General features: G+C 66.9%; 14 protein-coding genes. 8 read left to right on the forward strand and 6 right to left on the reverse strand.

All coding sequences use genetic code 11. The features are described from left to right. Positions 1–194: 194 nt before the first annotated feature. Entirely contained in the window at positions 195–1319 is a 1125-nt protein-coding gene (locus GAK28_RS23080) for an NAD(P)/FAD-dependent oxidoreductase (protein ID WP_291784870.1), read from the forward strand. 7 nt (positions 1320–1326) lie between these two features. Here GAK28_RS23080 and radC read toward each other — a convergent pair whose 3' ends face one another. Next, positions 1327–1998, reverse strand: a complete 672-nt coding sequence (radC, locus tag GAK28_RS23085; protein ID WP_291784904.1) for a DNA repair protein RadC — start codon at positions 1996–1998, stop codon at positions 1327–1329. A gap of 217 nt (positions 1999–2215) precedes the next feature. Between radC and coaBC the strand changes: the two genes are divergently transcribed. Genes coaBC through GAK28_RS23100 form a run of 3 tightly spaced genes read left to right on the forward strand, consistent with a single transcriptional unit; the run spans position 2216 to position 6235 of the window. Beyond that, entirely contained in the window at positions 2216–3427 is a 1212-nt protein-coding gene (gene coaBC, locus GAK28_RS23090) for a bifunctional phosphopantothenoylcysteine decarboxylase/phosphopantothenate--cysteine ligase CoaBC (protein WP_291784872.1), read from the forward strand. Continuing rightward, positions 3424–3879: a dUTP diphosphatase gene (gene dut / locus GAK28_RS23095; RefSeq protein WP_291784875.1), complete on the forward strand. Its 456-nt coding sequence runs from the start codon at positions 3424–3426 to the stop codon at positions 3877–3879. Before coaBC ends, dut begins: the two co-directional genes overlap by 4 nt. A gap of 40 nt (positions 3880–3919) precedes the next feature. Then, the gene (locus GAK28_RS23100) at positions 3920–6235 is read left to right on the forward strand and encodes a phosphomannomutase/phosphoglucomutase (RefSeq protein WP_291784878.1); all 2316 of its coding nucleotides are present in this window, start codon (positions 3920–3922) and stop codon (positions 6233–6235) included. 3 nt (positions 6236–6238) lie between these two features. On the opposite strand, the gene GAK28_RS23105 is transcribed toward GAK28_RS23100, so the two are convergent. From GAK28_RS23105 to GAK28_RS23115, 3 genes are all read right to left on the reverse strand, one after another. Continuing rightward, positions 6239–6886 (reverse strand): DUF4124 domain-containing protein, encoded by a 648-nt coding sequence (locus GAK28_RS23105; RefSeq protein WP_291784881.1) that lies wholly within the window; start codon positions 6884–6886, stop codon positions 6239–6241. Between the two features lie 98 nt (positions 6887–6984). Continuing rightward, a complete protein-coding gene (pyrE, locus tag GAK28_RS23110; RefSeq protein ID WP_291784883.1) occupies positions 6985–7632 on the reverse strand; it encodes an orotate phosphoribosyltransferase in 648 nt (215 codons plus the stop codon). 1 nt (position 7633) lies between these two features. Beyond that, positions 7634–8146, reverse strand: a complete 513-nt coding sequence (locus tag GAK28_RS23115; protein WP_291784885.1) for a GNAT family N-acetyltransferase — start codon at positions 8144–8146, stop codon at positions 7634–7636. A gap of 72 nt (positions 8147–8218) precedes the next feature. On the opposite strand from GAK28_RS23115, the gene GAK28_RS23120 reads away from it, so the two are divergent. Genes GAK28_RS23120 through GAK28_RS23130 form a run of 3 tightly spaced genes read left to right on the forward strand, consistent with a single transcriptional unit; the run spans position 8219 to position 10667 of the window. Further along, complete coding sequence (locus GAK28_RS23120) at positions 8219–8989, forward strand: exodeoxyribonuclease III (protein WP_291784887.1); 771 nt, start codon at positions 8219–8221, stop codon at positions 8987–8989. Beyond that, positions 8986–10299, forward strand: coding sequence for an MFS transporter (locus GAK28_RS23125; protein ID WP_291784889.1), 1314 nt, complete (start codon positions 8986–8988; stop codon positions 10297–10299). The genes GAK28_RS23120 and GAK28_RS23125 overlap by 4 nt, the downstream gene beginning before the upstream one ends. Positions 10300–10334: 35 nt before the next feature. Continuing rightward, positions 10335–10667 (forward strand): hypothetical protein, encoded by a 333-nt coding sequence (locus GAK28_RS23130; protein WP_291784890.1) that lies wholly within the window; start codon positions 10335–10337, stop codon positions 10665–10667. Here GAK28_RS23130 and GAK28_RS23135 read toward each other — a convergent pair whose 3' ends face one another. Both GAK28_RS23135 and GAK28_RS23140 read right to left on the reverse strand, forming a co-directional pair. Next, complete coding sequence (locus tag GAK28_RS23135; protein ID WP_291784893.1) at positions 10668–11789, reverse strand: anhydro-N-acetylmuramic acid kinase; 1122 nt, start codon at positions 11787–11789, stop codon at positions 10668–10670. A gap of 2 nt (positions 11790–11791) precedes the next feature. Next, on the reverse strand, positions 11792–13249 hold the full coding sequence (locus GAK28_RS23140) for a peptidoglycan DD-metalloendopeptidase family protein (protein ID WP_291784896.1): 1458 nt from the start codon (positions 13247–13249) through the stop codon (positions 11792–11794). 182 nt (positions 13250–13431) lie between these two features. On the opposite strand from GAK28_RS23140, the gene tyrS reads away from it, so the two are divergent. Further along, a complete protein-coding gene (tyrS, locus tag GAK28_RS23145; RefSeq protein ID WP_291784899.1) occupies positions 13432–14637 on the forward strand; it encodes a tyrosine--tRNA ligase in 1206 nt (401 codons plus the stop codon). Positions 14638–15013 lie beyond the last annotated feature (376 nt).

Consider the following 15013-nt stretch of genomic DNA (forward strand, 5'->3'; position numbering starts at 1 on the left):
TGTAGGAGCGCGCTTGCGCGCGACCCGGACTGGCCGCGAGCCCCATCGCGCGCAAGCGCGCTCCTACATGAAAGCCTCGGATCAGGCCCGCAACCGCAGGGTGGAACCCCGACGTCCGTTTCGGTGGTTTCGTACCGGAACTCAAGGGCGGGATCGCGGAAGATGGACGATTCTTCAGCCGAGAGTCCCAGCGGATGGATCATCCCGATACCCAGCGTGTCCTCATCGCCGGAGGCGGCATCGCCGGCCTCGCGACCTTGCGTGCCCTGAGCCTTCAGGGCGTTTCCGCCACGGTCGTCGAACGCAGCCAGCAGGCGGCCGATGGTGGTCTCGCCATCAACCTGCCCGGCAACGCCATTGCGGCCCTGCACCGGTTGGGCCTGGGCGAGGCAATCGAGCGCGTGGGTTACCCGGTAAAGCGTCGCGAATACCGTACCCGGCGCGACCGCATCCTCGCGACCATCGACGAGGACGCGTTCTGGGGTGAGACGATGCGCCCGCGCGCGGTGCGTCGCAGCGACCTGATGACCATGCTGGCATCTGGCCTGGACACCTCGGTCATCCGGCGCGGCAGCGCCGTCGTGTCGGTGGAACAGGATGCCAGCGGTGTCCGGACTCGACTCTCGGATGGCGAGGAACTGACCTCGGCCCTGCTGCTCGGCGCCGATGGCGTCCGTTCCTCCGTGCGTCAGGCGGTCGCCGGCCAGGCGACGGCCGCCAGCGCCCGCCTTGCCGCCGCGAGCTGGCGCTTCATGGCGCCCAATCCGGGCCTGGACTGCTGGACCCTCTGGACCGGCGAGCGCGGCATGGTCCTGTTGCTGCCGGTGGACGAGGGCACGGTCTATGGTTGGGCAGCGGCCACCACGGCCGATGCCGCCAGTGGCGACCTCGCCTTGCTCGAAAGCGTCGTACGCGACTTCCCCACGCGCGTCCGCGACACGGTTGCCGCCGTGCTGGCCTATCCCGGTTCGATCTACCACTCACCCATCGAAGAGGTGCGGCTGACGCCCTGGAGCCGCGATCGCGTGGTGCTCATCGGCGACGCGGCGCACGCCACGGCACCGGTCTGGGCCGAAGGCGCCGCGCTGGCGATGGAAGACGCGCTGGTCATCGCGGAGCTGGTGGGCAAGCACGGCGCCGGTCCCGAGACCGGCTCGCGCTTCGAGTCCCTTCGCCGGTCGCGGGTGGACCATGTGCAGGCGATGACCGACCGCCTGTCGAAGGCGGCCCGCCTGCCGCATACGCTGCGCAGCCTGCTCATGCCCTTCATCACCCCGCGCAGCTATGTGGCGACCTACGAGCCGCTGAAGCGCTGGTAATCCGGCGTCAGACCATGCCGAGCGAGGCCATGGACACGGTCTCGCCGTCGCCGATCACCAGGTGGTCGAGCACGCGGATGTCGATCAGCGCCAAGGTATCGACCAGCAGGCGCGTGATGTCGCGATCGGCCCGGCTGGGCTCGGCCACGCCGGACGGATGGTTGTGGGCGAGGATCACCGCGCTGGCGTGGTGGCGCAGGCAGGCGCGGACGACTTCGCGGGGATACACGCTGGCCGCATCGATGGTGCCGCGGAACAGTTCCTCGTACGCGAGCACGCGGTTCCGGGTATCGAGGAACAGGCAGGCGAACACCTCCTGGCCCAGATGGCGCAGGCGAGCCTCCAGGTAGGCCGCGCTATCGGTGGGGGAGCGTATGCCCGGTCGCTCGCACAGGCCTTCGGCCAGCGAGCGGCGCGCCAGTTCCAGGGCGGCCACGATGCGGGCTCTCTTGACGGGGCCGACGCCGGCGACCCGCGGCATGTGGTCCGGATCCGCGAGCAGGCGGCCCAGGCTGCCCGCCTCGCCCAGCAACGCGCGAGCCGTCGCCACCGCGTCACGACCGGCCACGCCGCTGCCCAGCAACACGGCGACCAGCTCGGCGTCGGACAGCGCCGAGGCGCCATGGCGCAGCAGGCGCTCACGTGGGCGTTCGCTCTCCGGCCATTGGCGAATCGGCAATGTGGTGTAGGTCATCGACGACACGGCGTCGCCGACTCCCCTAGGGGGGACATCCTGCTTCATGGGGGCTCCCTGGCGTGGTCTGACCGGACACCTTAGGCAGGCCATCGGGAGCCGACGATGGAAGGATTCTGAAAAACGCGATGTCGTCGCCCGGGACGGCCGTCGGGCGAAATCCGTTAAGCTAACCAGCCTTTCGAGCAAGCGCCGTTTCGCCATGAGTCTTCGTCAGCGTCGCATCCTGATCGGCGTCACCGGTGGTATCGCCGCCTACAAGATTTGCGAACTCGTCCGCCGCCTGCGCGACCTCGATGCCGAGGTGCGTGTGGTGATGACGGAGGGCGCCACCCACTTCGTCACGCCCACGACCTTCCAGGCCTTGTCCGGTCAGCCCGTGCGCGTGAGCCTGTGGGACGAGCAGGGCGAGGCCGCGATGGGGCATATCGAACTGGCCAAATGGGCCGAGCGCGTGTTGATCGCGCCCGCCAGCGCCGACACCATCGCCCGTCTCGCCCACGGTCACGCGGACGACTTGCTGAGTACCGTCGTGTTGGCGACCGCCGCCCCGGTCTACGTGGCGCCGGCGATGAACCAGCAGATGTGGGCCCATCCCGCCGTACAGGCCAATATCGGCATCTTGCGCGTGCGCGGCGTCGGTATCCTCGGCCCCGCGGACGGCGACCAGGCCTGCGGCGACATCGGGTCGGGCCGCATGCTCGAACCGCACGACCTGCGCGACCTGCTGGTGGCCTCGTTCGGCGACCAGGTATTGCGCGGCCGCCGCGTGGTCGTCAGCGCGGGTCCCACGTACGAAGACATCGACCCGGTACGCTTCATCGGCAATCGCAGCTCCGGACGAATGGGCTTCGCGGTGGCCGCGGCCGCTCGCGATGCCGGTGCCGACGTAACGCTGGTGGCAGGCCCCGTGTCGCTGCCGACGCCGCCGGGTGTATCCCGCGTGGACGTGCGTAGCGCACGCCAGATGCACGACGCCGTGCTGGCCGCCTGCCATGGCAGCGATATCTATATCGGTGCGGCCGCGGTCGGCGACTATCGCCCGGCGGACATGGCCGACCACAAGCTCAAGAAAGTCGATGGCTCGCCCCTGCGGCTGGAGCTGACCGAGAACCCGGACATCATCGCGGCCCTGGCCGCGCTGCCGGCGCATCCCTTCCTCGTCGGCTTCGCCGCCGAGACGCGCGAGCTGACCAGCTACGCGCAGGACAAGCTGCGCCGCAAGGGCCTGGACATGATCGCGGCCAACGAGGTCGGCCCCGGTAAGGGCTTCGAGGTGGCGGAGAACGCGCTGCACCTGTACTGGCAGGGCGGTGATCTCACGCTACCCACCCGGGCCAAGACCGAACTGGCGCGTCAGCTCATCGGGCACATCGCCGAACGTTTCCTTTCCGGCCACGGACCGAACCCTTGATCGACATCGAACTGAAAATCCTCGACCCTCGCCTGGGCGACAGCATCCCGCTTCCCGAGCCGGCCACGCCCGGCAGCGCCGGCATGGACCTGCGCGCCGCGACCGACGCCCCGGTGACGCTCGCCCCTGGCGAGAGCCTGCTGGTGCCAACCGGCCTGGCCATCCATATCGGCGACCCGGGCTGGTGCGCGCTGATCGTTCCGCGCTCGGGCCTCGGCCACAAGCAGGGCCTGGTGATGGGCAACCTGGTCGGCGTGATCGACGCGGACTACCAGGGACCACTGATGATTTCCTGCTGGAATCGCGGAAATGCGACCGTGACCATCGCGCCGGGTGACCGGATTGCGCAACTATTGCTCGTGCCGGTAGGCCGCGCGCGTCTGCGCGTGGTAAACGAATTCCAGCCGTCGCAGCGGGGCGAAGGCGGGTTCGGTTCGACCGGCGTAGGTTGAGACGACGACAAGGGGCAGCATGGTTCGGAACACGGGAGGGGTGGGGCGGAGACTCCGTATCGATCTGCGTCGCCTGCTGCCGCTGGCGGGCGCGACGCTGCTCATCGTCATCGGCCTGTTCTGTGCCTGGCAGGCCTGGCTCATTGCCGACAAGGAAAGCGCGGCGGAACGCACGCGCACCGCGCAGCGCGAGGCCGTGCAGGCTATCGCCGGCGTCGTGGGCTCCTATCAGTCGGCGTTTCGCAAGGCCATCGGCGACCCGGCGCTGGCCGTGATCCTGGACGACCACCCTGCCGTCGCGGCACGGCTGCGGCTGGCGTTGCCCCAGGCGCGCGCCGTCGATGTCTACGGGCCCGGTCTCGACGAGGTCGTCCATGCCGACTACCACGCCTTCGGCTACGCGAAGGCCGCCCAGCTCATGTCCGCCCTCGGTGCGGATCGTGCCGTCATGGCGTCCACCCTGCTGAACGGTGGCGAGCGCAGGCTGACCCTCGTGGAACCTGCGGGCGATATGACCGATCCCCGGGCATGGGTCTGGCTTGAATTCCCGTTCGACGAGATCCGCCAGCGATTCGAAGCCATGTCGCCGGCGGGTGGCCGACTGGAGCTGCATCAGGGGACGGATGGCACAGCACTTCTGGTCCGCGGTTCGCGTTCGGCCGAGTTGGATGCGACGGGACAGGCGATCCCGGGAACGGCGTTGTCCGTCTTCGCCGCGATGCCGCGCGCATTCATCGTGCTGCCCGACTCCACGCTCCTGGCGATCGTCGTCGCCCTGGTCGGCCTCGGTGCTGGCGGCTTCCTGCTCTGGCGTCTGGTTCACCTGCAACCCCTTCCCGAAGATGAGCCGGAGGAAGACATCCTCGTCGCCGATGTGACGCGCAAGCCCCGATTGCCTCCCGCACCATCGTCGGCGCCGGTGCTCGACGCGCCCGTCCTGCCGCCCGACGTGGGGAACCTTGCCCCGTCGCCGCTGGATCCGTCGATCTTCCGCGCCTACGACATTCGCGGCGTCGCGGGCACCTCGCTCTCGGTCGATACGGCTCGCTTGATCGGTCGCGCCATCGGCGCATTGATGAGGGAGCGCGGCCTGCACGAGATCGTGGTCGGTCGTGATGGCCGGCTGTCAGGCCCCGGGTTGTCCCATGCGCTCGCGGAAGGCCTGCAGGCGGCGGGCATCGATGTGATCGACATCGGTCCGGCGCCCACGCCGCTTGTTTACTTCGCAGCCTTCCATTTCGGTACCGGTTGCGCAGTGGCCGTGACCGCCAGCCACAATCCGGCCGATCACAACGGCTTCAAGATCGTGATCGGTGGCGAGACGCTATCCGGCGAGGCCATTGACGATCTGCGGCATCGCATCGTGCAGGGCGACCTGCCGGGCGATGGCCACGGCAGTTATCGCGAGCAGTCCGCGACCGAAGCCTATGTATCGCGTGTCGTCGGCGACATTTCCGCCGAACGCAGGCTCAAGGTCGTGATCGACGCGGGCAATGGCATCGCCGGGGCAGTGGCGCCGCAGGTGCTCGAAGGTATCGGCTGCGAGGTGATGCCGCTGTTCTGCGACGTGGATGGCGGCTTCCCCAACCATCATCCCGATCCTTCCGACCCGCACAACCTGGTCGACCTTGTCGCGGCCGTGCGTACGACCGGTGCCGATATCGGCATCGCGTTCGATGGCGACGGCGATCGCATGGGGGTGGTGACGCACGAAGGCGAGATCGTGCCCGCGGACCGGTTGCTGATGTTGTTCGCGCAGGATGTGCTGCTACGTAACCCGGGCGCCACGATCGTCTACGACGTGAAGTGCAGTGCCCATCTGCGCCCGGTGATCCAGGAGGCCGCCGGCGTGCCGCTGATGTGGCGCACGGGTCATTCGCTGATCAAGGCGAAGATGCGCGAGACGGGTGCCGCGCTGGGTGGCGAGATGAGCGGCCATTTCTTCTTCGCCGATGGCAACCGCTGGTATGGCTTCGACGATGGCATCTATGCCGCCGCCCGCTTGCTGGAGATCCTGGCGGGCGATCCCGAAGAACGCACCGTCAGTGAACTGTTCGCCGACCTGCCGCATTCCCTGGCCACGCCGGAGCTTCGCCTGGCGATGACGGATGGCGAATCGCCCCGTTTCATGGCGTCGTTCCGCGAGCGTGCGGCCTTCGGCGACGCACGCGTGACGACGATCGACGGCGTCCGCGTCGATTGGCCGGATGGCTGGGGCCTTGTTCGGGCGTCCAACACGGAATCGGCGCTGGTCTTCCGTTTCGAGGCGAACGACGGCAAAGCGCTGGAACGCGTGAAAGAGGCGTTCCGCCAGCAGGTCCACGCTATTGATGGCGGACTGTCGCTGCCGTTCTGAGTTCTACTGGCCGCCTTGGGACTGCGCGGCGGCCTTGGCGTCGCGATAGTGCTGCAACTGCGCATCCATGCCGGCCTTCGCCGCATCCTTGGCCGCCTGCTGGCGCTGGAGCGTGGTGCGTAGTCCGCTCACCGTGCCTTGCTGGTCCGCGATGCGCTGCTTCAGATAGGGCGGGACCGGCTGCTTGGCGCGCTCGATATCGGCAGCCCGGCTGAGCAGGTCCGCCAGGGCTTTTTCCTGGCCTTGCAGGTTGAGGCGTGTGGTGCGCGCGGCCTGTTCGAAGTTGTCGACCTCCGCGTTCTTGGCCGCCGTGAACGAGGCTTCGTCGGGGTAGGCATTGAGCATCTGCGTGTCTTCGCGGCGCTGCTGCTCCAGGCGTTGCGCTTCCGCCGCCTTCTTGTCGGCGACCTTTCGCGCGGCCTCGCGCTCTTCCGGGGTGAGCTGCCGATCCACATGGCGTACGGTCATTCCCTGGGAATTGACGACGTCATAGCCTGATTTGAGCGCGTCGGCCGTGAGGCTGTCGCTGAAGATCGGTGCGCCGGAGGCATCCTTCCAGCGGTAACGGGTGCCGTTGTTATTGTTCTGGGCGAGCACGACCGTGCCTGCGCACAACGCCGCTCCCGCCAGGATGTATCGTGCGAATCGCATGGTGTTCCCTCCTGTGCCGGCAGTATAGCCAGCACGGACGCAGCGACCATGCGCACGCGGCACATGCCACCTGCCGCGTGACACAGTCGCGCTTTTCGTCAGCCCTGCACGCCGTACTGCTCGCGATAGGCCACGAGGCGTGCATGTTCGGCCGCGAGTTCGGGGCGTTCGCCCACGTAGGTGAGCACGTCGGCGAGGCTGGCGATGGCGATCACGGGGATGCCGAACTGCGCCGAAACCTCCTGTGCGGCCGACAGCTCGCCCTGGCCGCGTTCCTGGCGATCCAGCGCGATCAGCACACCGGCCGGTTCGGCACCCTGTGCACGGATGAGCTCGAGCGATTCGCGCACGGCCGTGCCGGCGGTCATCACGTCGTCGACGATCAGCACCTTGCCCTTGAGCGGTGCGCCGACCAGCGTGCCGCCTTCGCCGTGGTCCTTGGCTTCCTTGCGGTTGTAGGCCCAAGGCACGTCGCGGTCCTGCGTGTCGGCCAGCGCGATGGCGGTGGCGGCCGCGAGCGCGATGCCCTTGTAGGCCGGACCAAACAGCATGTCGAAGGCGACGCCGGAGCGCGTGGCGGCCGCGGCGTAGGAGCGGCCCAGGCGAGCCAGCGCCGCACCGGAATCGATTCGGCCCATGTTGAAGAAGTACGGGCTGCTGCGACCGGATTTCAGCGTGAATTCGCCGAAACGCAGGACGTCGCGGGAAAGGGTCAGTTCGATGAATTCGCGCTGGTAATCGTGCACGTCAGGAGGTCTCTGGTGGATTCGATGGGGGCAGCGGCGACCACAGCACGCGCTGTGGTCCCGCCGATCCGACATGGTACAGGGTGCCACTGTCCACGTAGCCCGCACGCGCATAGGCACGGATCGCGCCCTCGTTGCGCACGTTCACGGTGAGCAGGATACGCTTGCGGTCCGGATGGCGCCCGGCGACATAGCCGGCAATGGCGCCCAGCGCGTGCGTGCCCAGGCCGCGGCCCTGGTGGCGGGCGTCGATCAGGAAGCTGCGCAGCGCCACGGCGTCGACCGCCAGCGCATCGGCGGCGAGGGCGGCCGCCGTGCGATCGATGCGCACGTAGCCCACGACCTCGCCTTTCTCGAGTAGCGCCAGCGCCTCGCTGCCGGAGCATACGGCGACGTCGGCCAGCGAATCGGCCACCGTGCCGACGAAGATATCTTGCCCGGGCTGGACGGCAAGGGCGATCACGGCCTCGCGCAGCGACGCGTCGACGTGATGGACCTGCACGATATCGTTCATCCGGCGATCCTACAGGAGGCCGGCGGCGCAAGCCGGTATCATGCGGCCTTCGACGTCGCAAAGAAGGTTCCCATGCGCATCATCTCGCTGAACGCCAACGGCATCCGCTCGGCCGGTACCAAGGGCGTGTTCGACTGGCTCCGTAACCAGGAGGCTGACGTCGTCTGCCTTCAGGAGACCAAGGCGCAGGAATCGCAGCTCACCGACCCGATGTTCCGTCCGGACGGTCATCACTGCTTCTACCACGACGCCCGCAGCAAGAAGGGCTACAGCGGCGTGGCGATCTACTCGCGCCGCGAGCCCGACGAGGTGCGTACCTCGCTCGACCGCGAGGATTTCGACTGTGAAGGCCGCTACATCGAGGCCCGCTACGGCAACCTCAGCGTGGTGTCGTTCTACATCCCGTCCGGTTCGTCGGGCGACGAACGCCAGCAGTACAAGTTCCGCGTGATGGAATGGCTGACCCCGATCCTGCGCGAATGGGCCGCCAGCGGCCGTGACTACGTGCTGTGCGGCGACTGGAACATCGTGCACACGAAGAACGACATCAAAAACTGGTCCTCCAACCAGAAGAACTCCGGCTGCCTGCCCGAAGAGCGCGCCTGGCTCGACCTGTTGTTCAACGAGATCGGCTGGGTCGACAGCTTCCGCGCGCTGAAGCCGGACGCCGTGGAATACACCTGGTGGTCCAACCGCGGCCAGGCCCGCGCGAACAACGTGGGTTGGCGCATCGACTACCAGATCGTCACCCCGGGCCTGCGCGATCGCCTGCGTGACTGCTCGATCTACCGTGACGAGCGCTTCTCCGACCACGCGCCCTACACCGTGGATTACGCCGAGTGAGCGAGGCGTCCGGAGTCGCCCGCTACAAGGGGCTGAGGGGCGCGGTCGCCGCGTTCTCCCAGCCTGGTGTGGTCACCCTGCTGTTTCTGGGCCTGGCCTCGGGGCTGCCGTTCCTGCTGGTGGGTAACACCCTGTCGGCTTGGCTGAAGGAATCCGGCGTGGACTACGGGGCCATCGGCCTCGCGAGCTACGTCACCTTCAGCTACAACTTCAAGTTCGTCTGGGCGCCGATGGTGGACAAGCTGCGCCTGCCGCTGTTCTGCCGGCTCGGACAACGCCGCGGCTGGCTGCTGTTCGCCCTCGTACTGCTGGCGGCGGGTTTGTTCGGCATGGCGATGATGCCGCCGACCGCGTCGCTGCAGCGCTTCGTGGCGATGACCCTGCTGGCGGCCTTCGCCGGCGCCACGATCGACATCGTGGTGGACGCCTATCGCGTCGAGATCGCACCGCAGGAGGCGCAGGGCGCCCTCGCGGCCACCTACACCCTCGGCTATCGCCTTGGCCTTATCGCTGGTGGCGCGGGCATCCTCATCGTGGCGGACGCCGTGGGCTGGCAGCGTGGCTACATGGCGATCTGCGTCCTGCTGCTGATCCCGCTGGTCACCGTGCTCGTGGCCCGGGAGCCCGAACACCGCGTCCGCGAACGGGTGCCGCTACGCCAGGCGGTCCAGGAAAGCTTCATCGGCCCCTTCCGCGATTTCTTCTCGCGCTTCGGCTTCGGCCTGGCGCTGGGCCTGCTGCTCTTCGTCGCCCTGTTCCGGCTGCCGGACCAGATGCTGGGGGTCATGGCCTATCCGTTCTACCTGGATACCGGCTTCAGCAAGACGCAGATCGCCGAGGTCTCGAAGGTCTACGGCGTGATCGTGGGTATCGTCGGCGCCTTGCTGGGTGGCTGGGCCGTCAGCCGCTTCGAGATGCGCCGGCTCCTGGTGATCTCGGCCATCGGGGTGGCGGTCTCCAACATGCTCTACCTGTTGATGTCGCAGAACCCCGGCCAGACCTGGGCCTTCGTGGCCACCTTGTCAGGCGACAACTTCGCGCAGGGCTTCGCCGGCCCGGTGCTGGTGGCCTTCATGTCGTCGCTGGTCAATCGCAGCTTCACCGCGACGCAGTACGCCCTGCTCAGTTCGTTGGCCAACCTGCCCGGCAAGCTGATCGGTGGATTCTCGGGCTTCCTGGTCAAGGACTCAGGCTACCCGGCGCTGTTCGTGATCAGCACGGTGTCCATCGTGCCCACCCTGCTGGTGCTGGCCTGGATATGGAAGCGTGTGGCGGATCCGGAAAAATCCTTTCCAGTCAATGCGCCCTGACGGCAAATCTGTGTAAGATCGGCCACACAGGGGGCATGCGCGAGGAGGTAACGCACGTGCCGGATATCGTGGTGCGACATATCGACGACCAGATGGCGGAGCGGATCAAGACGCTTGCCCGCGAACGCCGCTGGTCGATAAACGAAGTGATCCTGCACGCGTTGCGGCACGGGCTCGGCCTGGGCCCCAGCGACGCGTTCGGCGAGCTGTTGCTGGAGCCGGGCGACATCGCCCATCTCACCGGCGCATGGGATGCCAGCGAGCAGGCCGCGTTCCAGGAAGCACTGGCCGCGCTGTCGCAGGCGTCGCCCGACGCCTTGCTGGTGCCTTCGCGCCCGTCGGCCAAGGCGACCGACGAGACGCTTTGATCAGGATCGGGGCGCGGCGTACAGCGCGCCTAGCAGCCGTGCGCCGCGTGCGCCGGTGACAGAAGGCAGATTGCCGGGTTCGCCGCGCAGGCGGCGGTACGCGAGCCAGGCGAAGCCCATGGCTTCCATGAGGTCCGGATCGATGTCGAAGTCGGCGCTGGAAACCAGTGACCGGCCTTCCAGGCGCATGTCGATCGCCAGCATCAGCGCGGCGTTGTGTACGCCACCGCCGCAGGCCACCACGTCGAGCGCGTCGTCGGCGTGCTCGCGGATGGCATCGGTGATCGAGACCGCGCTGAGCGCGAGCAGGGTGGCCTGTACGTCTTCCGGGGCCAGCTCGGCCACGCGCGGGTGGCGATCAAGCCACGCCAGGTGGAAGTGTTCGCGGCCAGTGCTCTTGGGCGGCGGCAGCACGAAGTAGGCATCGTCGAGCAGCTCGGCGAGCAGGTCGGGGTCGACGGTGCCCGAGAGGGCGAAGCGGCCGTCCCTGTCGTAGGCCTCGCCCCGGTGGCGTAGGCACCAGGCGTCCATCAGGCCGTTCGCCGGGCCGGTGTCGAAGCCCGTGACGCTGCCATCGGATGCGAGACGCGTGACGTTGGCGATACCACCGAGATTCAGCACGACGCGGGCGCCACTCTGCGGTCGCAACACGGTGGCGTGGAACGCGGGGATAAGCGGGGCGCCTTGCCCCCCGGCGGCCACGTCGGCGCGACGGAAATCGCCAAGGGTGTCGATGCCGGTGTACTCGGCGATCACCGAGGGATCGCCGATCTGCAAGGTGAAGGGCAGTTCGCCGTCGGGGCGGTGCCGGATCGTCTGTCCATGCGAACCGATGGCGGTGACGTCCGCGGGCTGCACGCCCGCCCGGGCCAGCACTGCGAGTGCCGCGTCGGCGAAGGCGTGGGCCACGGCCACGTCGAGCCGGCCGTAGTCATCGAGGTCGAGGCGTTCCTCGTCCTGCGCCACCGCCAGGATGCGGCTTCGCAGGTTTTCGTCCCATGGATAGGTGAGGCCCGCGACAAGCGCGGGCCTTTCGTTCTCGAAGCGAACCAGCGCGGCGTCGATGCCGTCCGCGCTGGTGCCTGATATGAGGCCTATGTAGAGGCCGTCGTGCGCCGCCACGCTCAGTCGTCGCTCTTGCCGGTCTCGGCCTTGGCGTCGGCGCGGGCAAGCTTGACGTTGTTGTCCACGCGGTTGAGGCGGGCCAGCTGCGGGGCGACCACGTCCTTCTTGAACTTCGCCAACTGTGCGGCCGGCAGCGGCTCGGGCTTGGGCAGGGTGACCGTCTGCGGATCGCGCTGGACGTTGTTGACGCGGAATTCGTAGTGCAGGTGCGGGCCGGTCGCGAGGCCGGTCATGCCGACGTAGCCGATGGTGCTGCCCTGGCTCACGCGCTGGCCGACACGCAGGTTCGCGAAGCGCGACATATGGCCATACGCCGTGCTGATGGTGGCGTTGTGCTGGATGACCACGAAGTTGCCGTAGCCATTCATCCAGCCACGGAACTTGACGACGCCATCGCCGGCGGCGTGGATCGGCGTACCGGTGGGAGCGGCGTAGTCCACGCCCTTGTGTGCGCGCATCTTGCCGAGGATCGGATGCATGCGGCCGGCGCTGAACTGCGACGAGATGCGGGTGAAGTCGACCGGGATACGCAGGAAGGAGCCGGTGAGCGGACGGCCTTCCTCGCTGAAGTAGCTGAACTTGCCGTCGCTGTTCTTGAAGCGGTAGGCGGTATAGCGCTTGCCCTGGTTCACGAACTCGGCGGCCACGATGTCGCCTTCGCGGAGGAAGGCGCCGTCGCTGTACACGTCGTCGTAGATCACGGTGAAGCTGTCACCGACGCGCAGGTCCTGCACGAAGTCGATGTCGAACTTGAACACCTCGGCGAGCTTCAGCACCATCGCCGTGCTCATGCCGGCCTTGGTCGCGGCGCTGAACAGCGAACCGTCGATGGAGCCGTGGGCGACATGCTCGCGACGCTGCACGTCGCGGACCTGCGTGGTGAGCTGCGGGCTGTCGCCGTCGAGGCGCAGCGTGGCGATCTTGCTTTCGTCCTGGTTGAAGCGCACGCCCTTGAGCGTATGGTCCGCGCCGACGAGGAACTGGAATTCCTGCCCCGGCTTGATCTGGTGGAAGGCCTTGCTGCCGCCCGCGCCGTCGATGACGTGCTGCAGGTCGGTCATCGTCAGGCCCTGGGCCAGGAAGATGTCGGCGAGGGTCTGGCCGGCCTGCACCTGCACGGTCTGCCACTCTTCGACGGGGGCGACCGGCTTGATGGTGGCGGGATCGATCTTGGGCAGTGCGAGCGGAACAACGGAGTGGACGAGCGGCTCGGTCACCTTCGGCGACTTCATCGCGCCGGCCCACGCGGGAATGACCAGCGCGGAGAGAATGACCAGCAGGAACGCGGTGCCGGCGAGGATCCAGCGCTCGCGCGTCCAGCTCAGCGGCTCGGACGAGGCGTTGCGACTGAACGACCAGTGCGCGCGACTATCGTAGAAGTGGGCGTGACGTCGCTGTGCCTTGCGGCGAATGGCCTGCTTGCGCGCATGGTGCGCTGCCCGTTTCACATCACCCATTGTCTTTCTGGTATCCGCTCGCCCCGAGGTTGCCGCGTACCATAACGGCCCCGTGCAAAGGCCGTCAACGCCTTTGCCATCAAGGCTTTGCATCGCATCTCGGGGTTAACGCACAATTAACCCCACGCGCGCTTCACGCACCTCGTGAAGCGGCGACGAATCTACCTATATAGAGAGAAAGCATGAACGAGCTGGATCAGGCCCTGGCGCTCATCGCGCGCGGCGCGGACGAGATCATCAAGAAGGACGACCTCGAGGCTCGCCTCAAGCTGGGCAGGCCGCTGCGCATCAAGGCGGGCTTCGACCCCACGGCGCCGGACCTCCACCTGGGGCACACGGTGCTGCTCAACAAGATGCGGCAGTTCCAGGACCTGGGCCACCAGGTGATCTTCCTGATCGGCGACTTCACGGGAATGATCGGCGACCCCACCGGCAAGAACGTGACCCGCAAGCCGCTCACCCGCGAGGACGTGCTGGCGAACGCGGAAACCTACGCCGAGCAGGTCTATAAGGTGCTCGACCGCGAGAAGACCGAGCTGCGCTTCAATTCCGAGTGGTTCGGCAAGATGGGCGCGGCCGACATGATCAAGCTGGCCGCCCAGCACACCGTGGCGCGCATGCTCGAGCGCGACGATTTCTCCAAGCGCTTCGCCGGGCAGCAGCCCATCGCCATCCACGAATTCCTCTATCCGCTGGTGCAGGGCTACGACTCCGTGGCGCTGGAGGCCGACGTCGAGCTGGGCGGCACCGACCAGAAGTTCAACCTCCTCATGGGCCGCGCCCTGCAGGAGCACCACGGCCAGGCGCCGCAGATCGTCCTGACCATGCCGCTGCTGGAGGGCCTGGACGGCGTGGCCAAGATGTCCAAGTCGTTGGGCAACTACATAGGTATCAGCGAACCGGCCATCGACATCGTCACCAAGACCATGAAGATCGGCGACGACCTTATGTGGCGCTGGTTCGAGCTGCTGAGCTTCGAGGTCTCCCTGGACGAACTCACTGTCATGAAGGCCGACGTGGCCTCGGGCGCGCTCAATCCCCGTGAAGCCAAGCTCCGCCTGGCCCGCGAGCTGGCTACCCGTTTCCATGACGCCGACGCGGCCGAGCAGGCCATCGCCGGCTGGAATGCCGTGGTCACGGGGCAGGGGGATACGTCGTTGTTGCCGCTGGACGAGATCCAGGCACCCGCCGAGGGCTTCCGACTGGCCGCGTTGCTGACCGCCGCAGGGGTCACGCCGAGCAATTCGGAGGCGAACCGGAAGCTCAAGGAGCGTGCCGTGCGCATCGATGGCGAGGTGGTGGAGGACGCTTCCCGGGTCTTCGCGGCCGGATTTGAGGGCGTGCTCCAGGTTGGCAAAAGAAACTTCGCCCGTATCCGCCTGATTTAACATCACTTTCAAAAAAAGTTCACAAAAGGGGTTGCGGCCCCTTCTGAAATCCGTATTATTCGCCTCCCCGCTGACACGGAATGCGCTTCGCAAACGGTGTCGAGGATCTTCGGATCTAGCGACCCCCTCGAAAAAAAGATTCACGAGGGTGTTGACAGAAACGAAAAATGATCTACAATGGGCGGCTCACTCAGGACGAAATGTCCTGAAGCGAAAAACGAAAAGTTCTCGCTAAGTGATTGATCTTTAACAGTATGTGCAGGTGAATTGTGTGGACGCCTTGCGATGGATTGACGATGTCAACCAAATGCAAGTGTCCCACTAGAAAGAAGTCAGCAATGAATTTTTCTAGTTGGGGTTAAACACTTCAGAAAGA

Source organism: Luteibacter sp. (genome assembly GCF_009912395.1).
Lineage (GTDB): Bacteria > Pseudomonadota > Gammaproteobacteria > Xanthomonadales > Rhodanobacteraceae > Luteibacter.